Source organism: Amycolatopsis azurea DSM 43854 (assembly GCF_001995215.1).
GTDB classification, from domain to species: Bacteria; Actinomycetota; Actinomycetes; order Mycobacteriales; family Pseudonocardiaceae; genus Amycolatopsis; species Amycolatopsis azurea.
In genome coordinates, this window is the sequence record NZ_MUXN01000024.1 from 187,385 (window position 1) to 211,044 (window position 23,660).

At 68.4% G+C, this 23,660-nt stretch carries 28 protein-coding genes; 13 read left to right on the top strand and 15 right to left on the bottom strand.

Annotated elements, in window-relative coordinates; genetic code table 11:
* Window positions 1-274: 274 nt before the first annotated feature.
* From B0293_RS44730 to B0293_RS44395, 5 genes are all read right to left on the bottom strand, one after another.
* Window positions 275-1,222: a cold-shock protein gene (locus tag B0293_RS44730; RefSeq protein ID WP_005160071.1), complete on the bottom strand. Its 948-nt coding sequence runs from the start codon at window positions 1,220-1,222 to the stop codon at window positions 275-277.
* Window positions 1,223-1,405: 183 nt separating this feature from the next.
* On the bottom strand, window positions 1,406-1,840 hold the full coding sequence (locus B0293_RS31040) for a DUF6389 family protein (RefSeq protein ID WP_005160073.1): 435 nt from the start codon (window positions 1,838-1,840) through the stop codon (window positions 1,406-1,408).
* A gap of 10 nt (window positions 1,841-1,850) precedes the next feature.
* Complete coding sequence (locus B0293_RS31045) at window positions 1,851-2,843, bottom strand: DMT family transporter (RefSeq protein WP_407640112.1); 993 nt, start codon at window positions 2,841-2,843, stop codon at window positions 1,851-1,853.
* A gap of 123 nt (window positions 2,844-2,966) precedes the next feature.
* Window positions 2,967-3,434: a hypothetical protein gene (locus tag B0293_RS31050; RefSeq protein ID WP_005160076.1), complete on the bottom strand. Its 468-nt coding sequence runs from the start codon at window positions 3,432-3,434 to the stop codon at window positions 2,967-2,969.
* Window positions 3,435-3,538: 104 nt separating this feature from the next.
* The gene (locus B0293_RS44395) at window positions 3,539-3,745 is read right to left on the bottom strand and encodes a hypothetical protein (RefSeq protein ID WP_245191990.1); all 207 of its coding nucleotides are present in this window, start codon (window positions 3,743-3,745) and stop codon (window positions 3,539-3,541) included.
* A 56-nt stretch (window positions 3,746-3,801) separates the two neighbouring features.
* Here B0293_RS44395 and B0293_RS44400 point away from each other — a divergent pair, with 56 nt between their 5' ends.
* Entirely contained in the window at window positions 3,802-3,927 is a 126-nt protein-coding gene (locus B0293_RS44400; RefSeq protein WP_005160081.1) for a VOC family protein, read from the top strand.
* A 7-nt stretch (window positions 3,928-3,934) separates the two neighbouring features.
* Here the strand turns inward: B0293_RS44400 and B0293_RS31060 are convergent, their stop codons facing one another.
* A complete protein-coding gene (locus tag B0293_RS31060; protein WP_039918804.1) occupies window positions 3,935-4,669 on the bottom strand; it encodes a phosphotransferase family protein in 735 nt (244 codons plus the stop codon).
* On the opposite strand from B0293_RS31060, the gene B0293_RS43260 reads away from it, so the two are divergent.
* Entirely contained in the window at window positions 4,640-5,059 is a 420-nt protein-coding gene (locus B0293_RS43260; RefSeq protein WP_143254677.1) for a hypothetical protein, read from the top strand. The genes B0293_RS31060 and B0293_RS43260 overlap by 30 nt on opposite strands.
* On the opposite strand, the gene B0293_RS31070 is transcribed toward B0293_RS43260, so the two are convergent.
* The 4 genes from B0293_RS31070 to B0293_RS31085 all read right to left on the bottom strand — a co-directional run bounded on the left by B0293_RS31070 (window position 5,056) and on the right by B0293_RS31085 (window position 8,609).
* A complete protein-coding gene (locus B0293_RS31070) occupies window positions 5,056-5,514 on the bottom strand; it encodes a GreA/GreB family elongation factor (RefSeq protein ID WP_005160087.1) in 459 nt (152 codons plus the stop codon). The two genes, B0293_RS43260 and B0293_RS31070, sit on opposite strands and share 4 nt — an antisense overlap.
* Window positions 5,511-5,693, bottom strand: coding sequence for a hypothetical protein (locus B0293_RS44015; RefSeq protein WP_005160089.1), 183 nt, complete (start codon window positions 5,691-5,693; stop codon window positions 5,511-5,513). Before B0293_RS44015 ends, B0293_RS31070 begins: the two co-directional genes overlap by 4 nt.
* A gap of 5 nt (window positions 5,694-5,698) precedes the next feature.
* Complete coding sequence (locus B0293_RS31080) at window positions 5,699-6,961, bottom strand: NAD(P)/FAD-dependent oxidoreductase (protein WP_005160091.1); 1,263 nt, start codon at window positions 6,959-6,961, stop codon at window positions 5,699-5,701.
* A gap of 109 nt (window positions 6,962-7,070) precedes the next feature.
* Complete coding sequence (locus tag B0293_RS31085) at window positions 7,071-8,609, bottom strand: PucR family transcriptional regulator (RefSeq protein WP_005160093.1); 1,539 nt, start codon at window positions 8,607-8,609, stop codon at window positions 7,071-7,073.
* Window positions 8,610-8,683: 74 nt separating this feature from the next.
* On the opposite strand from B0293_RS31085, the gene B0293_RS31090 reads away from it, so the two are divergent.
* The 3 genes from B0293_RS31090 to B0293_RS44905 are packed head-to-tail and all read left to right on the top strand — an operon-like array spanning window position 8,684 to window position 10,370.
* A complete protein-coding gene (locus tag B0293_RS31090; RefSeq protein ID WP_005160095.1) occupies window positions 8,684-9,346 on the top strand; it encodes a TetR/AcrR family transcriptional regulator in 663 nt (220 codons plus the stop codon).
* On the top strand, window positions 9,343-10,164 hold the full coding sequence (locus B0293_RS31095) for a glycosyltransferase family protein (protein ID WP_005160097.1): 822 nt from the start codon (window positions 9,343-9,345) through the stop codon (window positions 10,162-10,164). Before B0293_RS31090 ends, B0293_RS31095 begins: the two co-directional genes overlap by 4 nt.
* Window positions 10,053-10,370 (top strand): glycosyltransferase, encoded by a 318-nt coding sequence (locus tag B0293_RS44905; protein WP_342364830.1) that lies wholly within the window; start codon window positions 10,053-10,055, stop codon window positions 10,368-10,370. Before B0293_RS31095 ends, B0293_RS44905 begins: the two co-directional genes overlap by 112 nt.
* A gap of 24 nt (window positions 10,371-10,394) precedes the next feature.
* Here B0293_RS44905 and B0293_RS31100 read toward each other — a convergent pair whose 3' ends face one another.
* The 4 genes from B0293_RS31100 to B0293_RS31115 form a co-directional block, all read right to left on the bottom strand.
* A complete protein-coding gene (locus B0293_RS31100) occupies window positions 10,395-11,207 on the bottom strand; it encodes an ABC transporter permease (protein WP_005160099.1) in 813 nt (270 codons plus the stop codon).
* 1 nt (window position 11,208) lies between these two features.
* Window positions 11,209-12,165: an ABC transporter ATP-binding protein gene (locus B0293_RS31105; protein ID WP_005160101.1), complete on the bottom strand. Its 957-nt coding sequence runs from the start codon at window positions 12,163-12,165 to the stop codon at window positions 11,209-11,211.
* Between the two features lie 169 nt (window positions 12,166-12,334).
* Window positions 12,335-12,628 (bottom strand): hypothetical protein, encoded by a 294-nt coding sequence (locus B0293_RS31110; protein WP_039918764.1) that lies wholly within the window; start codon window positions 12,626-12,628, stop codon window positions 12,335-12,337.
* 38 nt (window positions 12,629-12,666) lie between these two features.
* A complete protein-coding gene (locus B0293_RS31115; protein ID WP_005160105.1) occupies window positions 12,667-12,933 on the bottom strand; it encodes a hypothetical protein in 267 nt (88 codons plus the stop codon).
* A 156-nt stretch (window positions 12,934-13,089) separates the two neighbouring features.
* Between B0293_RS31115 and B0293_RS31120 the strand changes: the two genes are divergently transcribed.
* The 3 genes from B0293_RS31120 to B0293_RS31130 are packed head-to-tail and all read left to right on the top strand — an operon-like array spanning window position 13,090 to window position 15,067.
* Window positions 13,090-13,512 carry a helix-turn-helix domain-containing protein gene (locus tag B0293_RS31120; protein WP_005160106.1) on the top strand — a complete coding sequence of 141 codons (423 nt, stop codon included), beginning with the start codon at window positions 13,090-13,092 and terminating at the stop codon, window positions 13,510-13,512.
* 2 nt (window positions 13,513-13,514) lie between these two features.
* Window positions 13,515-13,997 (top strand): ImmA/IrrE family metallo-endopeptidase, encoded by a 483-nt coding sequence (locus B0293_RS31125; protein WP_052014503.1) that lies wholly within the window; start codon window positions 13,515-13,517, stop codon window positions 13,995-13,997.
* Entirely contained in the window at window positions 13,994-15,067 is a 1,074-nt protein-coding gene (locus B0293_RS31130; RefSeq protein WP_005160109.1) for an MAB_1171c family putative transporter, read from the top strand. Before B0293_RS31125 ends, B0293_RS31130 begins: the two co-directional genes overlap by 4 nt.
* Window positions 15,068-15,082: 15 nt before the next feature.
* On the opposite strand, the gene B0293_RS31135 is transcribed toward B0293_RS31130, so the two are convergent.
* Complete coding sequence (locus B0293_RS31135; protein WP_005160113.1) at window positions 15,083-16,078, bottom strand: Lrp/AsnC family transcriptional regulator; 996 nt, start codon at window positions 16,076-16,078, stop codon at window positions 15,083-15,085.
* Between the two features lie 159 nt (window positions 16,079-16,237).
* Between B0293_RS31135 and B0293_RS31140 the strand changes: the two genes are divergently transcribed.
* From B0293_RS31140 to B0293_RS31160, 5 genes are all read left to right on the top strand, one after another.
* Entirely contained in the window at window positions 16,238-17,746 is a 1,509-nt protein-coding gene (locus B0293_RS31140; RefSeq protein ID WP_039918768.1) for an AbgT family transporter, read from the top strand.
* 50 nt (window positions 17,747-17,796) lie between these two features.
* Window positions 17,797-18,906, top strand: coding sequence for a M20 family metallopeptidase (locus B0293_RS31145; RefSeq protein WP_005160117.1), 1,110 nt, complete (start codon window positions 17,797-17,799; stop codon window positions 18,904-18,906).
* 453 nt (window positions 18,907-19,359) lie between these two features.
* Window positions 19,360-20,613, top strand: a complete 1,254-nt coding sequence (locus tag B0293_RS31150; RefSeq protein ID WP_039918811.1) for an HNH endonuclease signature motif containing protein — start codon at window positions 19,360-19,362, stop codon at window positions 20,611-20,613.
* A gap of 717 nt (window positions 20,614-21,330) precedes the next feature.
* Window positions 21,331-22,299 carry an NAD-dependent epimerase/dehydratase family protein gene (locus tag B0293_RS31155; protein WP_005151447.1) on the top strand — a complete coding sequence of 323 codons (969 nt, stop codon included), beginning with the start codon at window positions 21,331-21,333 and terminating at the stop codon, window positions 22,297-22,299.
* Between the two features lie 57 nt (window positions 22,300-22,356).
* The gene (locus B0293_RS31160; RefSeq protein ID WP_039915584.1) at window positions 22,357-23,649 is read left to right on the top strand and encodes a UDP-glucose dehydrogenase family protein; all 1,293 of its coding nucleotides are present in this window, start codon (window positions 22,357-22,359) and stop codon (window positions 23,647-23,649) included.
* Window positions 23,650-23,660 lie beyond the last annotated feature (11 nt).

The following is a 23,660-nucleotide window of genomic DNA, read 5'->3' on the forward strand; positions in this document are numbered from 1 at the left end:
AGATCTCTCGTCGGCAAAGTGGGGCTCTTGCCTGTTCGATCATGCCCCCTTGGCCGTACAGGGAGCTCTGGACACCTCGAGTACAAGCGTGCACGCGCCGGTAGCGAGCCGGTCGTGGCGAAGACGACGCAGCAGCGGCGGGTCGAAGACCGGCTCTGGGTGACCGTGCCGCGCTAGAGGGGATCTTGTTCGTGCTCTGTGTCGTTGGATAGGGGTGACTGGTGAGCTTCCGAGCGCGGAGCAGGCCCTCGGATCGGCACGGGGCCCCGCCTGTTCAGAGGCGTTCGATGCGGTCGGCCTGCGGGCCCCGGTCGCTCTGACGCACCGCGTACCGGACCCGGTCACCCTTCTGCAGCGGCTCCGACCCCATGATCACGGACACGTGGGCGAAGAGATCGTCGCCGCCTGCGTCCGGGGTGATGAAGCCGAAGCCCTTGTCCTCGTCGTAGCGCGCGACGACGCCCTCGCCGCCTCGTACGGGCACGTCCCGCGCCGCCGGCCCTGCGGCCGCGGCAGGTGCCGGCCGCTGCGGCGCCGTCTGGGGCTCGGTGCCCCGGACCAGGTGCACGTCGCGGGCCTGCGGGCCCTTGTCTCCACTAGCCACCTCGTAGGCGACGCGGTCGCCCTCCGCGAGCCACGTCAGCCCCTCGGCCAGGGCCCGGGCGTGAACGAAGACGTCCCCGGCGCCGGAGTCGGGGTTGATGAAGCCGAAGCCCTTGTCCTCGTCGTACCAGGCCACCGTGCCGTCGGCACCGTCCGCGATACCAGCCGCAGCGGGTGAGCCGGCCCCTGCTCCCAGCGGGATCACGTGCCCGGCCTGCGGGCCGCGCTCGCCTTCGACGATCAGGAAGGCCACCCGCTGCCCCTCGGTGACCACGCCGCCGGTCACGATGGCGGAGCTGTGCACGAAGATGTCTGCGCCGCCGCCGTCCGGCGACGCGAAGCCGTACCCCTTGCCCGGCTCGTACCAGTTGACGGTGCCGAGCAGGCCCACGGCGCTGCCGGTAGCCGCATCGGCGGTGACGCGAACGCGCAGCGCCTGGGGCCCGCGGTCGTTCTCGCCGACCTCGAACACGACGGCCTGACCCTCGCGGAGCAGTTTCGCGCCGCCGTCCCCGACGATCTCGGAGGCGTGCACGAACACGTCCGGGGAGCCGTCCTCGGGCGCGAGGAAGCCGAAACCCCGTTCGGCGTCGAACCAACGGACGGTCCCTTGCGGCATCAAATACTCCAGGTTGAGAGGGCGGGCACTGGCCCCCAGTCTCCCTGACTGACCTCCGGTCCGTCGGGCCGGGTCCACAGGCGGGCGGTGCGGAGCCAGGGGCGGGCTGTTGGTTCACCTAGCGACACGCCGAGTTTCGAGACCAGGTCTTAGAACACGAATCGCCACTCACGACCCCTGAGGTCAGGCCAGTTGCCGTGGGGTTGTCGTACCGCGCCCTTCCGGGCAGGACACCTCCACGGCAACCGGCGGAGGGTTGTCGAACGCCCGCGTCCAGACCGTCTCGATCCAGTCGGCGACCGTATCGACGACGACGTCCGCCGAGAGGTCTCGTGGGAGGGACGGCACCTCCGGCTCCCAGCCCGTTTCGTGGTGGACGACGCCGAAAAGGTGGCGATGCTCGTCGATCGGTTTGTTGAGGACGAAGGAATCCGGACCGTCGAACCGGGCCCATACGTCGAAAGTTCCCTCGCCGTCTTCGTCGGGGAACACCTCGATCTGCACGCTCTCGACGGTGTCGCCGATCAGCTCGACGATCGCCCTCAGCCGGGCGGTGACGTCCTCGGAATGCGCGTCGAGGACGCGGCGAAGTCGGCGGCGGTACTCGGCATGGTCCACACAGGACAATCTAGCGCGGCCCCGATACCGGTGAACGCACATCCTGGACGGTCTCGCTGCGCCGGAAGCGCGGATGGGCCGCGAGTACCAGCGCGCCGAAGGTGATCGCGACACCCGCGAAGGTGGCGACGGACGGCCGCGGGCCTGGAGTGAGGGCGTCCAGCAGGACGGCGCCGAGCAGTTGGCCCGACACACTGGCCAACCCGAAGACCAGCACGCCGATGCGCCGGACGACGAGCGTGGCCACCGAGACAACACCTACCCCGATCAGCCCGCCCAGGTAGAGCAGTGGCTCCGAGGGCAGGTGTCCGGGCAGATCCCCGCCGAACCCGGCCCGGATCGTCAGAGCGAGGGTGAGCGACCCGGCCGCGACGACGAAATTGATCAGGGTCGCCGGCCACGGAGACCCGGCGACCGCTCCGACCCGCCCGTTCAACGCCGACTGCACCGCGATCGCGACACCGGCGAACACGGGCAGGACCACCAAGGCCAGTGTTCCGGACCCGCTCCACGCGCCTCGGCCGGTCACGGCGACCGCAACCACGCAGGCCGCGGCACCCGCCGTCCGCGCCACCGTGATCCGGCGCGGAGCGCCGGCTCCACCCCAGAACCGGTCCATGAGCAGCCCGCCGACAGCCGAGCCACCCACGACCGCCACGGTGAACACGGCCACGCCGACCGAGCCGACGCTGATTCCCTGACCGGCCACGAACACGGCGCCACACACTCCGCCCGCCAGATGCCACCACCGCAGCTCGCCGCCGCGGACCGCGGCGTGGACCAGCCTCAGCCCGCGTCGTCCCACCGGGAGCAGCGGAACGATCGCGAGCAGGAGGAGAAGCCCGACGGACGTCGAGGCCAGTGTGGCCGTGATCCCGTCGCCCACTCGCGAACCGAGCTCCCCGTTCAAGCGCGACTGAACAGCCAAGCCGACACCGCCGATCACCGCCCCCGCGATCGGGATCGGACCTCGACCAAGTCCAGCCGGCGAACCCGGCTCCACCGATTCCCCACGCCCCATCACTGGCCGAACGATAACGCCCTGCCGCAGGCTCTGGTGATCTTGTCGAATTCTTCACCGGGATGGCGGAGAATTGTCTCGCAGCCTGGGATCTCGCGAAACTCCTCAGCCCACCGAGGTGCGGGTGGCCCGGTGTTCGGTGGTGGCGCTTACGGTGCCGGCGTCGGTCTGGACGTAGACGAAGCTGTCGCCGTTGGGATCGAGGTACATGTCGAAATGCAGGGTTCCGCCGATGGTGAAGGTCCCCGAGCAGTCCGACGCGACGGTATAAGTACCGGTGAAGGCGTTGTGGGAGCTCGGCGTGCCGTTGAAGTTCGTGCTGGACACCCCTTTGAGGTTGCCCGCGCCGTCGAACCGCTCGGAGCCCGCGAAGGCCAGCGGGACGGCTCCGGTGCCACTGATCGACCAGCCGTCGCCCGCGAACAGGTACGTGCCCTTGAGTGTGGACAGACCGCAGGGCGGTGCGGCAGCCGTGCCGGCGGTGGCGGAACTGACGAGGACTCCGGTGATTCCGGCCAGAAGAGCCGCGGCCAGAATCATCGAACGACGCGTGAAGCGGATACGATTCGACATGAACTCTCCCCAATTCACAGAGAACCATTGGCGTGATCAATCAATGGAATTAATGGTTCACGCGAGTGGCGGCCACGGGCAGAGTCCAAAGTCCTCGAATTCGCCTATTCGGCGACAAACAATTTCAGGCAGCTTGTTTGTTCGATAATTTCCGGAATCGCATACGTGCGCATGCGGGTGTTTCCTGGGAGACTTGGTCGATGCGGATCAGGTATCAGGTCGTCACCTTCGACGCGGCAGATCTCTCGGCCGAGAGCCGATTCTGGGCTGGCGTGCTGGGCGGGGTGGTCGAAGACGATGGTGACTGGCACATGGTGACCATCTCGACCTGTGGGTCGAAGACTTCGCCGAAGCGCACGAACAGGTCATGGCCCTCGGCGCCTCGGTGCTGAAGAAGGCCGCCGGGAACACGACCGGGGACGACTTCCAGGTGTATGCCGATCCCGCGGGGCATCCCTTCTGCCTGTGCTGGCTGGTCGCCGAACAGCGCTGAGCGGCGGTCAGGCGGATCGCAACACGTCGATCTCGCCGCCTGGCATGGAGATGTCGAAGCCGTGCTCGGTCAGCCAGCGGATCGCCAGCAGGCTCCGCACGGACCACCACGCGCGGATCAAGTCGAGGTCGGCGTCCGTGCCGTAGCCGGCGATGACGTCGTCGAGGTGTTCCCTGTGTCCTAGCGTCAAAGAAGCGAGGTCGAAGTGGGCGTCGCCCTGGGCGGCCTCGGACCAGTCGATCACGCCGGTGACCTCGTCGCCGTCGACGAAGACATGGGCGACCTGCAAGTCACCGTGGATGAACGCGGGCGTCCACGGCCGGAGCACGGTCTCGGCGATTCCGCGGTTGCGTTCGACCAGGTTCTTGGGGAGGACGCCGGTGGTGACGAGCCACTCGCATTCGGCGTCGAGACTCGAAGCGAGTTCGTCGACACTCCGGCCGGGCCGGGGTGTCAACGGCGCGTCGTGCAGTTTCCGCACCGCGGCGCCCGCGGCGGTCCATGCCGCCGACGACGCGGTCGAAGGCTCGCCGAGTCGGCCGAGCGCCTTCCCTGGGAGAGCAGCGAGCGCGAGCACAGGCGGCTTTCGCCACAGGATTTCGGGAGTCGGTATCGGCGCCATGGCCATCGCCTCGACCTCGACGTCGGTGCGTGTCTGATCGGCGTCGATCTTCAGGAACACGTCACCGACGCGCAGGGTCGCGCAATCGTGGTGGGCGACGACGACCTCGACTTCCTCCATGAAGCCCATTGTCACGGGGAAGATCGTCGATGTCGCAGGAATTATCGCGCGCGGTCGGCCCGCTGCCCTGACCCAACGGATAGCCGTGCTGTCGGGGATATCGTCGAAGACGTGTCGGATCCCTGGCTGCGTATCGAGGTCCTCGATGGGGAGATCCCTGCGAGCGCGTGGCGACGCGCAAACGCCGAAGTGTTCCTCGACGCCGCGATCGCCGATCGGGCTGTGCGGTGGTCGTGGCGAGTGCATGATCTCGGCGTGGCGTTCGAGGTCGCCTTCCGCACGGAACAGATCCGTGACGAGTTCTGTCGCCGAATTTCGGTGAAGGAAGCGCTCGAAGCCGCGCCGGATCCTCGACGCGGCGTGACCGTGACGTCAGGCGGTGGCGACTAGCGCGTGGCTCCCCGGTGCCGCCCGTAGGGTTCCGCCCTGACCAGGGTGACGTGGACCGCGCCACCGCTCGGCACGCGATATTCCCGCCGGTCACCAGGTTTCGCACCGTGCAGCGCGCGGCCGATCGGCGAATCGGGGGAGTAGACCTCGAGATCTCTGTGGCCCGCTTCGTCGCGCATGCCGAGCAGGAAGGTCTCGGTGTCGCCGTCGTCGTACTCGACGGTGAGCACCATGCCGGGCTCGGCGACCCCGTCGTCGGGAGGATCCTGCCCGACGACGGCCACGCGCAGCACGTCCTCGATCTGCCGGATCCGTGACTGCCGATGGGTGTGGAGCGCGATTTCGTCGTCGCCGTCCCGCTCGACGGCGGCGGCGCGTCGCAACGCCGCGAGTTCCCGCACCAGACGCGCATGGGTTTCCGGGGTCAGCCAAGGGCCTGACGAGACCATGGTCATGGTGATGATCGCCTTTCGGTCGAAGGGCTGCGGGGCTGTCGCCGGAAAGCACCCGCGTCGGTGGCGAAGCCGATGGCGGCCTTCAGCAGGAGAGCCTTTTCGGTGCGCAGCAGAGCGTTCTCGGCGCGGAGTCGGTCCACTTCGGACTGTGCGGTCTCTTCTTCCGGTGGCATCGTCATCCGATTCAGCGGAGGGGATCGAAGGGGCGCAGGGCTTCGGACTGTTTGCCGGTGGTGATGTGCTCGGCCAGGAGCCGTCCGGTGATCGGTCCGTGGGTCAGGCCCCACATTCCGTGCCCGCCGGCGATGTAGAGCCCGGGGGTGCTCGTCGCGCCGATCACGTGCCGTCCGTCGGTGGTGACCGGGCGCGAGCCGACCCATTCGTCGGTTCGCCGGTCCCAGTCCAACCCGGTGAGATACGGCCTCGCCGAGTCGATGATCGCGGCGATCCGGGCCGGATCCGGTGGCGCGTCCGGCTTCCGGAACTCCATCGTCCCGGCCACGCGGAGGCCGCCCTGGTACGGCGTGCACGCCACGCGAATGTCCGGCAGGTAGAGCGGTCCGGGCACCGGCTCGTCGGTCGGCACGGTGAAGGAGTAGCCGCGCCCGGCGCGCACGGGGACCTTGACGCCCCATCGTCGTCCCAGGTCGCCCAGCCACGCTCCGGTCGCGAGTACGACCGCGTTGGCGTTCACGGTCTGGCCGGAGGTCGAGCGCACGCTCAGCGCGTGATGGTGCGCGCGCAGGGACGCGACCTCGAACCGGTGCCGGATCGTCCCGCCCCGGCTGACCACCGCCCGCGCCAGCGACTCGACGAACCGGCCCGGGTCCACGTAGCGCTGCCCCTCGATCCGGACACCGGCGCCGAGCCGCGTGGCCGCCTGGGGGAATCGCTCCGCGAGCTCGGCGCCGGTGAGACGGGTGTACGAGATGTCCTGTCCGGCCTCGCCGATGCGCCGCAGTTCCGTGATCAGCCCCGCCGCGTGCCCCGCGGTCTCGAACGCCGCCGTGATCGGCGCTTCGATGGTGGGCGCGTCGACACCGTTCGCGGTGAGGACGTCGAAGGCCTCCAGGCATTCTTCGTTCAGCGGCGCGTTCGCCTCGACGGTGCGGGTCCACGATCGATCGGTGCAGTTCGCGGCGAACCGGGCCAGGAACGACCACAGTCGCGGGTCGGGGGACGGCGGGACGTGCAGCGGGGCCTGCCGGTCCAGCAGGGTCCGCAGTCCGTAGCGCAGGACGCCGGGTTCGTTGAGCGGGATCGCGAGCCCAGGGGAGAGCCAGCCCGCGTTACCCCATGACGCGCCCGCCGCGATGCCTTCGCGGTCCACCACTGTGACGCCGACCCCGTGTTCCTGCAAGAACCACGCGGTCGACAGGCCGACCACGCCGGCGCCGATCACGATCGCCGAACGTGGGACGCCGTCGATCCGGTCGAGATCGCCCATGAATTCCTCCGCTGCACGAGTGGTGCTGTCGCGGTCAGGATGACTCGGATCCGGTCGGCGGCGATTGTCCGGATTCGACAATCAGGGCGGGTGGCTTTGGCCGGAACGGTCAAGGGGCAGGGTCGGAGACGGCCAGTTCGATGATCATCGCGAGCCGTTTCGCGGGCTGGTCGAGCCGCAGGTCGGTCACTTCGGCCATCTTCCGCAGCCGGTAGCGGATCGTGTTGGGATGCACGTCCAGCCGCTCGGCGGCCTCCGCGAGATCCCCTTGCGCCTCGAGCCAGGCGCGCAACGTCGTGACATAGCTGGTGGCGTTCGCGCTGTCGTGCCGCCGCAGCTCGGTGATCGGTCCCCGGGCAGGCGCCCGGCCGGACGCCGCGGCGGCCCGCAGCCGTTGCACCAGGATGTCGTCCCAGGCCTCGTCGTAGGCGATCGCCGGCGACGAGGTGGGCCGCACATCGTGCAGCGCGAGGCATTCGTCGGCTTCCCGCCTGCTGGCAGGCAGTTCCGCCGACGCCGCGCCCGCCCCGATCCCGGCCAGCATCGTCACCTGGCGGGGCAGCGCCTCACGGATCGAACCCACCCACGCCCTGGCCGCCGCCACGTCGTCGCCGGGCAGGACGGTGTAGACGGTGTTGCTGAACAACGTGCTGCGGCCCGGACGTGACCAGCCGAAACCCGTGGTCGCCCGTTCGAACGCGAGCAGGAGCGCGGCATGGCGCTCGTCGCCGATGTGGGCCTGCAACGCGATCACCCGGAACCGGCCGGGAGGCAGGCCGAGCCTGCTGAGCACGGCCGCCGCGTCCGGTGTGCCCTCCAGCAGCCGGATCACCAGATCGGATTCGACCTGCCGCTCCAGATCCGCGCTCGCCCGTGACCGCAGCAGATGCAGGCCGACCGTGCGCGAACTGTCCCGCAGCACCGCACGCCGGGCGTCGGACAACGGCTGGTCGCATTCCACCCAGATCGAGCCCAGGGCTTCGCGGCCGGCCCGGACCGCGACCACCATCCGCCCGGTCAGCCCGTGTTCCGGATCGGCCTCGACGAACAGCGGCTCGTCGGACTCGGCGAGGTGCCCGAACACACCCCGCCGCTCGAACAGCTCGCGGACCGGCTCCGGAACACGCCTGCCCAGGATCGTCTCCAGCCGTGCCCGGTCGGCCTGATGCTGACGGCTGGAGTAGGCCAGGATCCGGGAGAGCCGGTCCTCGATGGTCACCGCGCTGCCGAGCGCGTCCGCCAGGCTGTCGGCCAGCGCGAACAGGTCGGTCGGCCCCCGGCCGGACTCGGTCTCCCGGCCCTCCAGCACCAGCCCGTAGACCACTCCGGCGAGCTGGCCCCAGGAAACGTCCGGCTCCACCAGCAGCACGGCGACGCCGCCGGATTCCGCGCGCTCGGTCGCTTCCGGGCTCGGTGGCCGCGATCCGCGGACCAGGACGACCGACGCGTGTGCCGCCGCGGCCAGTTCGACGGCCGTGGTGATGGAGTCCGTCCCGACGGCGAGGAAGACGTCGCCGCGCAGTTCGCGCGGATCGGCGGCGTCGTGCATCACGACGTCGCGCAACGCCACCTCGCGCGAGACAGGGCAGCAGCACAGCCGCGCCCCGTACCCGCCGAGGACGTTCACGAGCCGATCCAGCGTCACCATGGCTCGTTCTTACTCCATTCGCGCGGCGGGGCCGCGGGTTGCCGGTCGTTACCTGAACGCGCTATTTTCAGACCATGCAGTCGGAAAAAAGACTGACCGGTCTGACTTTCATCGAGCAGGCCCGCCGTAGGCAGATCCTCGACGGCGCCGCGCAGGTGATCGTCGAACTCGGTTACGCCAACGCCTCCTTGGTGCGCATCGGCGAGGCGATCGGCAGCAGCAAGGGTGGCGTCCTCTACCACTTCCCGGACAAGAACGCCCTGGTCGGAGCCCTGGTGCTGGACATCTACCAGCGCGGCGCCGCCACCATCGCCGCCGCGGTCCGGGAGGCAGGAGACAGCGCGGGGGCGAGGCTGCGGGCGTATATCCTGGCCAACCTCGCCTTCACCGCGTCGCATCGGATCGAGGCGATGGCGCTGGTGGAGCTGTCCAGTGGTTACCGCAGCCCGGACGGACGGCGGCTCGACGAAGTGATGCGGCATTGGCTGGAGGATCCCGGACGCAGCACCGAAGAACGCGCCGAACTGGCGGCGCTCGACCTCGTTCCGCTGGTGCGCCAGGGGGTCGAGAGCGGCGAGTTCCGCGCGTCGCTCGACCCGGACTCGGTGGCCACCGCGCTGCGCGGAGCGGTCGACGCAGCGGCGTCCCGCTGGGCTCGTGACCCGGGCTTCGACCCCGAGGCGTACGGCCGTGAGTTGGCCGACTTCGCCGACCACGCGTGCAGGAGGGTGCGATGACCCGGCTGCTGATCGTCACCACCGGAAGCCACGGTGACCACGCGCCTTACGCCGGTCTGGGCCACGCGCTGCAGCAGAACGGTGTGCGGGTCACCCTTGCCGCAACGGGCCGCTTCGCGCGGCTCGCCCTCGACGCCGGGATCAGCTTCGCCGTGCTGCCTGACGACCCGGAGCCGATCGAGACGACCGAACGTGGCCGCCGCGCGAACGCGGGCGGAGTGCGCGGGTTGCGGACGCTGGTCGAACTCGGGGTCGAGCAGGCCCGCCGTCAGCTGCCCGCCCTGATCGCCGCCGCCGACACCGACGTGGTGGCCGCGACGATCCCGACACTGTCGCTCGCCAAGCCGATCGCCGGCGTTGATCTCGGGCGGCTCAACCGGACACTGACCGGGCTCGCCGGGCGTTTCGCCACCCGGTTGTACGCGCCGGTGGTGCACGAGGTCCGCCGGACCCTCGGCCTGCCAGCCGAAGACCGGGCGCAGGCGGCTGCCCGGATCGAGGAACTGCCGGTACTGCACGGGTTCAGTCCCGCGGTACAGCCACGCCCGCGCGTCTGGCGGCCGGGCGCCGAGGTTGTCGGTCACTGGTGGCCGATCACCACGCCGGACTGGCGACCACAAGAGGAACTCCTCGATTTCCTCGCCGCCGGACCACCACCGGTGTTCATCGGCTTCGGCACGACTGGCTCTTCGGCAGGGTGGCTGCCGTGGTCCACCACGCCGGAGCGGGTACCACCGCGGCGACCCTGCGTGCGGGCGTTCCGTCGGTCCCGGTCCCGCATGCACACGATCAACCGTTCTGGGCACGCCGTCTGGTGAGTCTCGGAGCCGCCCCGGCCGCCCTACCCGCCAAACGAGCCAACGGGCAACGACTCGCCGAGCGCCTCGCTCAGGCCGTCGGTGCACCTCGATACCGAGACAACGCCGCCCGGGTCGCCGAGACACTCGCCACCGAGGACGCGGTGACCCCGGTGCTGCGCGTTCTCCAGGACCTGATGTCGGGGAAGCGCCTACCTTCCCCCTGACAGGCGGCTGACGAATCGGTCGGTTCAGCCGGAGTCGCGTTTGCCCATCAGGGAGAACGCCACCATCAGGACGACCGCGACCCAAGTGAGCAGGACGCCGCCGCCGGTGAGCGGACCCAAGTAGGTCGCCGCGTCGGTCTTGAGCTGTGCGGTGCTGAGCTGCTCGGCGGCCGAGGCCGGGAAGTAGGCCAGGATGTCGCGCTGGACCCAGGCCGGCAGCAGCGCTCCGAGGATGGCCGGGGCGAAGATGAAGCCGATCGCGGTGGCGATGGCGCCTGCCGCGCTGCGCATGATCACGCCGAAGGACAGCGCGAGCAACGCGAACGCCGCCATTTCCGCGCCCCAGCCGAACAGGCTGCGCACCACGCCGGGGCCGTCGAGGCCGAGCGTGGGGATGTCCGGATTGAGTCCGAGGATCAGCTGCCCGGAGTAGAACGCCGCTGTCGCGAACAGGGTGCCGAGTACGAAGGTCAGCAGTCCCACGACGACGGCCTTGGCGAGCAGGACCCGGCCGCGACGAGGAGTGATGGCCAGGGTGAGTCGTATCATCCCGGTCGAGTACTCGCCGGACACCGCGAGCACCCCGAGCACGGACACCAGGATCAGCCCGAGGTTCATCCCGACCATGCTGGTGCCGGCCGCGTCGAAGTCGACCCGTTGCCCGGCCGGAAGGTTTCGATAGTCCGCTTCGGTCAGCATGCTGAACAGCGCGGAGAAGCCGACGCTGACCACGGCCGCCGCGATGACGACGGTCCAGGTCGAGCGGACGGACCTGAGTTTCGTCCATTCCGCGGCGAGCGTGTTCGTGATGCCGGGGGAGAGCTGTGCGGTGGGCATGTCATTCGCCGCCTTCCGTGGCGAGTGCCCGCACCGTCTCGGCGAGCTTGTGCTCGCTCGCGGAGCGGTACTGCACGCTGTTCTTCGTGAGATCCATGAACGCCGCTTCGAGACTGGCGCGGACCGGAGTGAGTTCGTGCAGGCCGAGACGTCGCTCAAGGGCGATGTCACCGATCCTCGGCGCGTCCAGACCGGCGACGTCGAGCGAGCCGTCGTCCCTCTTCGTCACCTTGCCTCCCGCCCGTTCGAGTGCCTGAGCCAGCTCGGTGACGTGCGGCGAGACCACGTGGACGTGGTTTCGGGCGCTGCCCTGGGTCAGGTCGCTGATCGGCATGTCGGCGATGAGTTCGCCCCGGCCGATCACGATGACGTGAGCGGCGGTCTCTTCCATCTCGTTCATCAAATGGCTCGACACGAAGACTGTGCGTCCCTCGGCGGCGAGATCCTGCATCAGGGTCCTGATCCAGTAGATGCCTTCTGGGTCGAGTCCGTTGACTGGCTCGTCGAACAGCAGCGTCGGGGGATCGCCGAGCAGGGCCGTCGCGATGCCGAGCCGTTGGTACATGCCCAGCGAGAAGCCGCCGACCTTCTTGCCCGCGACGTCGGTGAGGCCGACGGTGTCGAGCACTTCGTCCACGCGCTTGCGGAGAAGACCGCCCGCTTGCGCGACCCACTGCAGGTGGCGGTACGCGGTGCGGGAGCCGTGCACGGCCTTGGCGTCGAGCAGCGCGCCGACCTCTCGCATCGGTGCGGGCAGATCGCGATAGGCCTTGCCGTTCACCGTGACCGAGCCGCCGCTGGGTGCGTCCAGGCCGAGGATCATCCGCATCGTGGTCGACTTGCCCGCGCCGTTCGGCCCCAGGAAACCGGTGACCACACCGGGTTTGATGTCGAACGACAAAGAGTGGACGGCCGTCGTGGTCCCGTACTTCTTCGTCAGCTCTCGTGCTGTGATCACTGGTGCGCTCCGGCCGTCGGTTTCTCGCTGGCAGCGTCCAGCGAACCGCTCGGGCCGGTTGATCGGCTACTGCACAACGTCGCTCGTCGCCGCAACCAAAGTTGCGGCGCGGCCTGCTCGGCCACCTTTACCGGGCCTGCGCGAACAGCCCGGTAAAGGTGGTCCCGGCCTACTTCGTGCAGTGGATCCCGGCTTCACCCCGGTACATCGTGAAGCTGATCTTCACCGAGTAGAGGTGAATGGTCACGCACTGGTCGGGCGTGTACCCGTAAGCGCCCGCCGCCCAGTCGTAGGCCTGTTGCAACGCGGTCCGTTTGGCCGACGCCGAAGTCTTCTCGATGGTCGTCCCGGTGAACGCGCGAGTCTCCTGGACGCTCGTCGAGGCGTTCGCGACCGTCGGCGCGAGTGCCATGAGCCCCGCGAGAGCCACGGCCCCCGCACCACGGGCGATAGTTCTGGTCATGCTTTACCCCTCCTGTGTTTCGGTGGACGGAACGACTGTCAGCGGTGGCACCAGAGCCAGACGGTCGCGCTGTAGTAGCTGAAGTGCGACCGGACGTCCGACCCGCGGACGTAGCACTGCGAGTCCAGCCAGCCGGTGTTGCGGGCGTACAGGCGGGCGACCTTTTCCGCCGACGTGATGGCGTCCGACGGACCCGGGCCGATACCGGTGGCGTAGAAATCTCCGGTCTCCACCGCGAAGGCCGGCGTCGCCGACATGGTCACCGCGGCCAGCGTCAGTGCGGCCGCGGTCAGGAACTTCTTCATGGGAACTCCCCCTTCTGGGCGTCAGCCAGAATCGACTGACTCCCTTCAGTCATTCATCTCAGCTAACGTGGAAACCGTAAGGGGATGCCGTCGCGCCTGTCAATCTCAGATGAATGAGATGTCGCACGGCATTCATCTCAGCTAACGGAGGCGACGGTGACCGAACCGCGGGAGACCACGCTCACCAGCCGGATCGACCGCCTCTTCCAGGTGGTCCGGCGGCCCAACGGTGAGCAGCACAGCCACGAGGAGGTGGCGCGGGCCTGCCGGGAGAGCACCGGTGAGTCGTTCTCCGCCGCCTACCTCTGGCAACTGCGGACAGGCCGCAGGGACAACCCGACCAAGCGGCACCTCGAAGCGCTCGCGGCGTTCTTCCAGGTGCCGCCCGCGTACTTCTTCGACGACGAACAGGGGAGGGCACTTGCCGAAGAGATCGAATTGCTGGGAGCGTTGCGCAACAACGCGGTGCGCAACCTGGCTTTGCGCGCCGTGACACTGTCCGAGGAGGGGCTCGGGACCGTGACCGACATCGTCGAGGCGATCAGTCGGCGCGAGTCCAGGCGGGACAAGGGGGAGTAGCCATGCTTGGCAGGAAGAGCGCGCTCTGGCGCAGATGCGAGCGGATAGCGTCCGCGGTGCGACTACCGGATCCGTTCGACGTCACCACGTTGTTCGGTGAGGTCGCCGCGACGCGGGGGCGGCCCATCGAACTGGTGGCGCTCGACGCGCGGGCGGGAGCGCCGTGCGGTGTGCTCGCGGCGACGGATCGAGCGGACTACGTCTTCTACACGCGGGACACGTCCCCGTTGCACCAGCGGCACATCCTGCTGCACGAACTCGGTCACCTGCTGTGCGGGCACGTCGAAGGCGAAATGCTGCCGGAGACGGTGGCCGCGATGGTCACACCCAGCCTGTCGGTGGATCTGGTCCGCAGGGTTCTCGGCCGCACGACGTACGCGCAGGAGCAGGAGAAAGAGGCCGAACTCGTCGCGTCGTTGCTCATGCGCCGCGCGGTGAGTGCCGGAGCCGGGTCCGATCGGCTGCGGCACGCCCTCGGTTCATGATCAGCTACCTGTCCGCCGGGCTGCTGGCGCTGATCGGCCTCACCCGGCTGATGGCGGTCCGCTCCGGACCGAAGCATCTGGCCACCTTCTTCCTCAGCATGGCGGCCGCCCTCGCCATCTCCGCCGAGGGCACGGTCCGCCTGCTCGGTGACGACCTGCTCCCTCGGCTCGTCACCAACGCGCTGCAGCTGCTCGCGATGCGCGCGCTGGTGCAGCTGGTCCGCAGCACCCGGTCTCCGGAGAAGCCGACGGCGTTCTGGCCGATCGTGGTGTGCTGGACCCTGATGGTCCTGTGCTATCTGGACTTCGCCCCGCATCGGTTCGAAGCGGGCACCTCCGGCTTCCAGTGGCGCTGGAGCATCGTCGCGTATCAGGTCGTCCTCACGGCATACGCGGTCACGTGTCTGGTGATGTTCATCCGCACGCTGGCCCGCAGCGCCGCGGGCCGTCCACGGGGGACGTTCCGGACCGGACTGCGGATCCTCGTGTGCGCCGCCGCCGCGACCATCGGGTGGGTGCTGTTCTCCGGTCTTCCCTCCCTGTGGCTGGAGATCACCGACCTCGCGGACCTGGATTTCCTGCCACGCGCCCGCCTTCTGGGACTCTGCGCGATGGTGCTGTGGGTCCTCGGCGGGCTGTTCACCACCTGGGACGGCGCTCTCCGGCTGGCCCGGGCCTGGAAAGGGATCCGGGCGGTGACACCACTGTGGAAAGAGCTCGTCGCCGCCCAACCCCAGATCGCCCTGCCCGTGCGCCACGACCTGGAGTTCACGTTGTACCGCAGGGTGATCGAGATCCGTGATGGTCTACTGGCGTTGCGGGCGCACGTTCCGCCGCACCTCGGGGACTGGCTGCGCACCCCGGTCGACGAACCCACGCGCGCCGCCGCCGAACTGGCTGCGGCGTTGGTGATGCGCGAGGCGGGCAAGAGCTGGCCACACCGGCCCCGACGCGACGCGCACCCCGGCATACGGGAGGAAAGCGCCTGGCTGAGCGCGGTGTCGTCCGCGTTCAAACATTCCCGCGTCGTGCGGGAGGTGCGGGAACGCGCGGTGGCGGAAGTCGCGTGAGGACGGAATCGCCACTCACGGCAGGCTGTCCGGGGCGAACCTGCCGTCCTCCCGGTAAAGCCAGTACCGGCGCAGCATGCGCAACACCACGGAGACCTGGAGCGCGGTGATCCCCGGCAAGGGAGCGAGATCGCGGGTGAGGAAGTCGGCCATCTCGTCCTCGTTCCGGAACACGCCTTGGTGGATGATCGAAGCCGTGCCGGCCACGATCGACACGTACCGCGCCGACGGATGCCGCGCCAGTTCGCGGGCCACGTCCTGGATGGCGCCCGGGGTGACGGTCAGCGCGATGATCGCTTCCAGTTCGTAGCCGAGCTGAGCGGGTTCGACCTCCACCCGGGGCCGGACGATGCCACGCCGCAGCGTCGACTGGATGAGCCGGTAGGCGGTGGACTGGCTGAGACCGAGGATCCGGCCTGCTTCCGCCGCGGTGATCCGGCCGTTCCCCGCCAGCAACCCGATGAGCCGCCGCTCGTCCGGGCTCGCCTTGTCGGTGTCGAATCCGTCCGGCGCGGCGGGTACCACCTGCTCGCCGGCCAGGATCGCGTGCTGGTCCTGACTCAGCCGGTGCAACCGCCAGGAGTCGGCCCTGGTCAGGGCCCGCAGCACGAGTTCGGAATGGGTACCCGCCACGCCGGCCACCCCGGGGATGCGATCGGCGAGAAGCTCGCGCGCCTGAGCGCGGTCCGGAACGTGCACGGCCAGGTAGACGTCCGATCGGCCCGCCGTCTCCGCCGCGAGCTGGACCTCGGGAAACCGTGCGAGCGCCTTCGCCGCCGAACCGGATGCCCCCGGTTCGGTCGTGACCCAGACGTGTCGCGGGTTCCCGCGAGCCCTCGCCGTCCACTCGACCTGCCCGATCACCCGGAGGATGCGCTGGTCCTCGAGCCGGAGAAGCCGCCGTCCCACCGTGCTGGCGGAAACGTCGAGTGCCTCGGCCAGCACGGCGACCGAAGCTCGCGGGGCGACCTGGAGCGCCGCGATCAGGTCAAGCTCCGGCTCGGTCAGCATGAGGTGAATGTATCAGTCATTTGGCAGGGATAGATGACTGATCCGTGCATCGTTTGATCGACGCTTGCACTATTCGTTCGCCTGAGTTTGTAATGAGCCTCCGACCAGGAAGGAGCCGCGCCGGTGAGTTCCCCTCAAGCCAGAACCACCTCCCGTCCGATGCACCTCCTGCTGCGCGCGCTCGACGTCGTCGAGCGGCTCGGCAACAAACTGCCGCATCCGTTCTGGCTGTTCGTCATCCTGAGCGGAGTGCTGGCTTTAGCCAGCTGGGGGCTCAGCGCGGCCGGGGTGTCGGCGCTGAACCCGGCGACGGGCAAGACGATCGAGGCGAAGAACCTGTTGTCCGCCGAGGGCGTGCGGATGATGGTGACCGACGCGGTCAAGAGCTATACGTCGTTCCCGCCGCTCGGCACGATCCTCGTGGTGATGCTCGGGGTGGCGGTGGCCGAGCGGTCCGGGCTCCTCGCGGCGGTGCTCCGGTCGGGTGTTTCGAAGGTTTCGCCGCGGTGGGTGACCTTCGCGCTGGCGTTCACCGGAATGGTGTCCCACGTCGCCTCCGACGCCGCCTACGTGGTCTTGATCCCCTTGGGAGCCTTGGCTTTCCGCGCGGTGGGACGGAGTCCGATCCTGGGCATCGTGGTCGCGTTCGTGTCCATCTCCGCCGGCTACGACGCGAGCCCGCTGATCACGCCGACCGACGCCATCCTGTCCGGGCTCACCACGGCGGCGGCGCAGACGATCGACCCGTCCTACTCCGTCACCCCGCTGGCCAACTACTTCTTCTCCCTCGCTTCGTCGATCGTGCTGGCCGTGGTGATCACGCTCGTCACCGAGAAGATCCTCGCGCGCCGCGCCGCGGAGATGCCCGTCGACGACGACGCGGAAGAAGACGATCTCGGGTCGCTCCAGCTCACCCGTCAGGAACGAAGGGGGCTGCTTGCCGCGCTCATCGCGCTAGCCGTCTTCGTGGTCGCCCTGGTGCTGGCGGTACTGCCCGCGTCGTCTCCGTTGCGGGGCAAGGGCGGAAGTATCGTCGAGTCGCCGCTGCTGACGTCGATCTCGGTCATCCTCGCACTCGGCTTCCTGGCCGCGGGCTGGGCCTACGGCAAGGTCGCGGGGACGGTGACCAGCAGCCGCGACATCCCGGGGTTCATGGCGCACGGCTTCCGGGAAATGGCTCCGATCCTGGTGCTGTTCTTCGCCATCTCCCAGTTCCTCGCCTACTTCAAATGGACCGGCATCGGCGAGATCACCGCGATCAACGGCGCCGGCCTGCTCAAATCCGCCGGGGTCTCCGGACCGGTCATCATGCTGGGCATCCTCGTCGTGGTGACCTTGGTGAACCTGATCGTCACCAGCGGTTCGGCCCAATGGGCGTTGATCGGCCCGGTGTTCGTGCCGATGCTGATGCTGCTGGACATCCCGCCGGAGACCACCCAGGCGCTGTACCGCATCGCGGACTCGTGCACGAACGCGATCACCCCGATGAGCCCGTACTTCGTGATGGCGCTCGGTTTCCTTCAGCGCTACCGGCGTTCGGCGGGTATCGGCACGCTCTTCTCGATGACGGTCCCGCTCTCGTTCGCCTTGCTGGTCGTCTGGACCTTGCTGTTCTTCGTGTTCTGGGTGTTCGGCATCCCGCTCGGCCCCGGCGCTCCCGTTCGCTAGAAAGGATTCCCTTGTCTCACACGGAATGGTCCCGGAAAGCACTGCCGGCCATGCTCGACGATCTCCGGCGGATCGTGGAACTGGAGACGCACAGCTACGACAAGCCGATGCTGGACCAAGGCCTCGACACGATCCGGACCTGGGTTTTCGACCGTCTCGGCGCACCCGACACCGAAGCCCGGCACATCGACGCGGTCCGCGGTGACGTGCTCGAACTGAGCTACGCGGGGACGGTGCCGGGAACGGTGCTGCTGGCGAGTCACTACGACACGGTCTGGCCGACCGGCACGCTCGCCGAGTGGCCGTACACCGACGAAGACGGCCGCATCACCGGGCCGGGCGCGTTCGACATGAAACTCGGTCTGGTGCAGTCGGTCTGGGCCCTGCGAGGACTGCGCGAACTCGGCCTTCCGCATCCGTCGGTCAAGTTCCTCTTCAACGGCGACGAGGAGATCGGCAGCCCCCACTCGCGGCCGTACATCGAAGCCGCGAGCGAAGGAACGCTCGCCACCCTCGTCTTCGAGGCGTCACTGGACGGCAAGCTGAAGACCGCGCGCAAGGGCGTCGGCCTGTTCGACGTGACCGCCACCGGTGTCGAGGCGCACGCCGGTCTGGACCCCGATGCGGGCGCGAGCGCGATCCACGTCCTCGCCGAGGTTGTCGGACGGCTCGCCGCCGCGGGGTCGCGCGAACACGGGACCACGGTCAACGTCGGCACGATCTCCGGCGGTACCGGCCGCAACGTCACCGCGGGCAAGGCGGTCTGCGGTGTCGATGTCCGTGTCGCCGAACCATCGGAAATGGACCGGATCGACGCGGTGTTCGCCGGACTGGAAGCCGCCGATCCCCGCGTGACGGTTTCGGTCGAAGGGGAGTGGAACCGTCCGCCGATGACGCCGAACGATCCGTCCCGCGCACTGTTCGCAATGGCGCGGAAGGTGGCCGCCGACGAGGGCTGGGAACTGGAGGAGACGGCCGTGGGCGGCGCGAGCGACGGCAACTTCGTGTCGGCGCTGGGCCGACCGGTGCTCGACGGGCTCGGCGCCGTCGGAGGTGGTGCCCACGCACGGGACGAGCACGTCCTCGCGGCGCATATCCCGGAGCGGACGGCGCTGGCGATCGGGCTGATCACGGCACTTGCCGGGCAGGCACCGGCCTGATCTCTTCGTGTCCGGCTTCGTTTCGGGGTGGTCGTGAGTGGTGAGTCGCGTTAGAGCGGACCGGTCTTTACCTATCCACACTTGACCTGCGCGAGGGTGGCGGTTCGGCGGTTGCCGGGCTCGACGATGAAGGAATCGGGACGTTGAACGTCCCGATTCCTTCATCGTCACTCCTGCATGGTCGCTCGGTGTCGCCCCAACGGAGGATCGGGGACACTCAACGTCCCCGATCCTCCACACACGACCGCCGGCCACATCAATTGGCAGGTAAATACGAGTCCGCTAGAACGCGACACACCACTCATGACCACCCCGGCCGAGGGGTTGCGCTGCGGTTGGTCACTCAACTACGGCTTCATTCTTGTCGCCATCACTCTTCAGTGTTGTCGACGCGAATTCATTGTTGCTCAAAATTACGAACACGTGTTCGATTTGGTCGGGTATTCTGGAGAGGTGTCCGAGACCTATCTCCCTGAACTCCCGCAGGAGTTGTGGCGTGCCGGCAAGCTGGAGCTTGCGCATGGTGTGCAGCAGTTCTTGCAGGTGATGCGGGTCGCGTCCGCCGGGTTGGGGCGATACCTGGCGGAGATCGAGTCCCGGGGCGCGAAGGACTTGTTCGGGTATGGCAGCACGATCACGTGGTTCGCCGATGTGGCGGGCCTTTCTCGCGGCGAGGCCCGGCCGGTGGTGAATCAGGCGATCGCATTGAACCCGACCCGCGCCCTAGACGGCACCGAAGTCCCCGCGCTCGCGCCCACTACGGGTGCTGTAGCGGCGGAAGGGTTGGTCGGGGCTGAGCGGATCCAGCAGATTCTGGAGATCTTGGCGAAACTTCCTGCTGACACGTCGGTTGAGGATCGGGAGAGTGCGGAGAAGATTCTCGGCAACCTCGCCCGGGACGCGGGCCCCCGACAGTTGGCGGACGCGGAGGCGAACCTTCTCGCCTGGCTCGACCCCGACGGCAACGAACCGAAGGACCCCGAGCCGAAGCAGCCGCGTCGCGAGGTCACTCTGGAGCGTCGTCGGGACGGGTTCTGGAAGCTGACCGGCCTCCTCGACGACGAGCTCGGGGCCCGCACCGCCGCCGCCCTGGAGGCGTACGCGAAACCTCGCCCGGTGGACGAGTTCGGCCAGGCCGATCTGCGCATGAAATGCGAACGCCAGGGCGACGCGTGGGCTGAGCTTCTCGATCTGGCTATCGCCTGTCCGGATCAACCCGGCACCAGCGGCTACCGGACCCTCGTGCACGTCACCATCGGTCTCGAAGAGTTGAAGACCGGCATCGGGAAGGCCTGCCTGGACTTTGTCGGCACCATGACCGCGCGCGAGGCCCGCATGGCCGCCTGCGACTGCCTGATGCTGCCGGTTGTGATGAACGCTGCCGGAGAACCCCTCGACGTAGGACGGCTGAGACGGTTCGTCACCCCAGGCCAGCGACGGGCGCTCAACATCCGGGACCGGGGCTGCGCGTTCCCCGGGTGTCATCGAAGACCGAAGAACTGTCACGCCCACCATATTCATCACTGGGCAGACGGGGGACTTACCGATCTCCGGAACCTGGTGCTGCTGTGCGGTTTCCATCACCGGCTGATCCACCACGGCGACTGGCAAGTCCACATGGCCGCCGACGGGCTCCCGGAGTTCATCCCACCCCAGTACCTGGACCCGCTACAACGAACCCGGCGCAACACCCTCCACCGCGCCTGACACCCCCTGCACCACCCGAGGAGCCCGCCACCCACACCGGCGACGGGCCCCTCGCCATGCCCACAAGCCGACACCACTGGGACCCACCGCTCACCGCCGCCTGGCCTGCCTGCGCTACATGAAGGCCCCCTTCACTGCGTCTAGCGCAAGGATGGGGGCCTTCATGTAGTCGGCAAGGGTGAAGGTCGAGTTTCCTCGGCTGAGCCGAGGCAAGGAGGCCTTCACGGACCGGGCCTGTCAACAACAGCAGCCAGAGGCCAGTAGGTACCCAAGACACGGCCAGCCCTAACCCGAATCGCCACTCACGACCACCTCGGCCCAATGCGAAACCCCTCAACCAAGGTATGGCCCCGAAAGGCGCCAATGTTCTCTCCGCCGACTGGTCGCCTTCGACGACTTGCACGGCCGAACGGGAACCCGGTCTTGCCCGCGTTCCGGGTCGGCGCACGCCGTCGGAAGCCGGCTCGACCTGATCGACCACGATTGCGGTCGTCCCGGCCCACGGGGACCGCGGATCAACTCGATCGGCGGTCGTCACGGGCGACGAAAAGGACGTGAACGTAGATCATCCCTGCCTCGGGCGTTCTCACATCAAAAGAACTCGATCGCATTTTCTGAGAAGTGCGGGCGCCGACGAAACGGCGAGCCTGGATCATGGCGATGTCGTCGATGCGAGCTTTGTCTTCCTCTCGCGAATCTGATCAGGAAGGAGCGTCCATGGCCGGCACGGAGGGGCGTCCTCGACGGATACTCGTCGCGGGCGGTGCTGGTTTCGTCGGTGGTCACCTGTGCGCGCGCCTGCTCGCGGACGGCCATTCCGTGCTGTGCGTGGACAATCTCAGCACGGGGCGGCTGCGGAACCTCGACGGGTTCGTGGAAACGGGAAGATTCGACTTCGTCGAGGCCGACATCGTGGACGGACTCGCGATCGCCGAACCGCCCGACGCCATCGTCAACCTGGCTTCCCCGGCGAGCCCTCCGGACTACCTGAGGGCACCCATCGCGACCCTCCGGACCGGTTCGGTGGGCACGCTCACGTTGCTGGAACTGGCCCGCGCCACCGGCGCGCGGCTGGTGCACGCCTCGACCAGCGAGGTCTACGGGGACCCGTTGACGCACCCGCAGGCGGAGGAGTACTGGGGCAACGTCAATCCGATCGGCCCGCGGGCCGTCTACGACGAAAGCAAGCGTTTCGGGGAAGCCGCGTGCGCCGCCTTCGCCAGGGAGTACGGCACGAACTGCGGAATAGTCCGGATTTTCAACACCTACGGGCCCGGAATGCGTTCCGACGACGGCAGGCTCGTGCCGAACATGATCATGCAGGCGCTCACGGGGGAACCGCTCACCATCCACGGATCGGGAGAGCAGACCCGATCGCTGTGCTACGTCGAGGACACAGTGGACGCACTCGTCCGGATGATCGAACGCGATCACCGCGGTCCGGTGAACGTCGGAAATCCGGTGGAGCTGCCGGTGCACCGGGTGGCGACCCTGGTCAAGGAACTGACCGGCTCCGCGTCCTCGCTGACGTTCCTGCCCGCGCTGGCCGACGATCCGCGCCGGCGTAAGCCGGTCATCGATCTCGCCGAACGCGCGCTCGGCTGGTGGCCACGTACGGATTTGCGAGCGGGCCTGCGCAAGACCATCGCCTTCTTCGCCGGAGAACGCGAAGTACTGAGACGTTGACACGTCGGTCCCCGGCGAGCCGGAACCCGACGATCGAGACTTTGGGGGGTGGATCGGTTGTCAGAACAGCGGATCGTCGTGATCGGTACCGGCTATGTCGGGCTCACGACCGGGGCGTGTCTCGCCTCGCTCGGGCATTGGGTGGTGTGCGTCGACATCGACGCCACGAAGATCGACCAGCTGAGGGCGGGGAGGGTTCCGATCTTGGAGCCCGGCCTGGCCGACCTGGTGCTCGAAGGGCAGGCGACGGGCCGACTCGAGTTCACTGTGGACGGTGACCTCGCGGTGACCGGCGCGGAGTTCCTGTTCCTGTGCTTGCCGACGCCGATGGGCGACGACGGCGGTGCCGACTTGCACGCGACCGAGTCGACGGTGACGCGGATCCGGCACGCGCTGCCGGTCGGCTGCGTGGTGGTGAACAAATCCACGGTCCCGGTGGGGACCTCGGTGCGAGTCACCGGACTGCTGGACCGTCCGGACGTCGCCGTGGCGAGCAATCCGGAGTTCCTGCGGGAAGGCAGCGCGGTCACCGACTTCCTCAGGCCGGACCGGATCGTGGTGGGCGCCGACGTACCGGAGGTGGGGAAGCGGGTCGCCGGCCTGTACTCCCGATTGAGCGCGCCGATCCTGGTCACCGACGCGGCGAGCGCCGAGCTGGTCAAGTACGTCGCGAACTGTTTCCTCGCCATGAAGCTGTCCTTCGTCAACGCGGTGGCGGATCTGTGCGAGCGATTCGACGCGGACGTCGACCAGGTACTGGACGCCGTCGGACGCGACCCCAGGATCGGCCGCGCCTACCTGCGACCGGGGCCGGGCTGGGGTGGTTCCTGCCTGCCCAAGGACAGCGAGGCGATGCTGCGGATGGCCGAGACCGTCGGCTTCTCCTTCCCGTTGCTGCGGGCCACCGTCGACATGAACGTCCAGCAGCGCGAAAGGGTCGTCACGAAGCTGGCGGCGGCGTTCGGCGGTTCGCTCGACGGCGCGCGCATCGGGCTGCTCGGCCTGACCTTCAAGGCGGGGACGAACGACCTCCGCGGCTCGCCCGCCCTCGCCGTCGCGGAACTGCTGGTCGCCAGGGGTGCCGAACTCCTCGCCTGTGATCCGACGGTGGCAGGGGGAACCGAGGTGGACGGCATCACCGTGGTGGACGACCCCTACCAGGTCGCGGAGAGCGCCGAGGCGCTCGTGCTCCTCACCGACTGGCCGCAGTTCCGTGCGCTGGACTGGGTGCGGATGGCCAAGTTCCTCGGCGGCACGGTCGTGCTGGACACCCGCAACCAGCTCGACGTCGAGACGCTCGGCAGCGCCGGCCTGGTCTGCCATGGCATCGGCCGGCGGTCCGAATCCTGAGGTACGCGAAG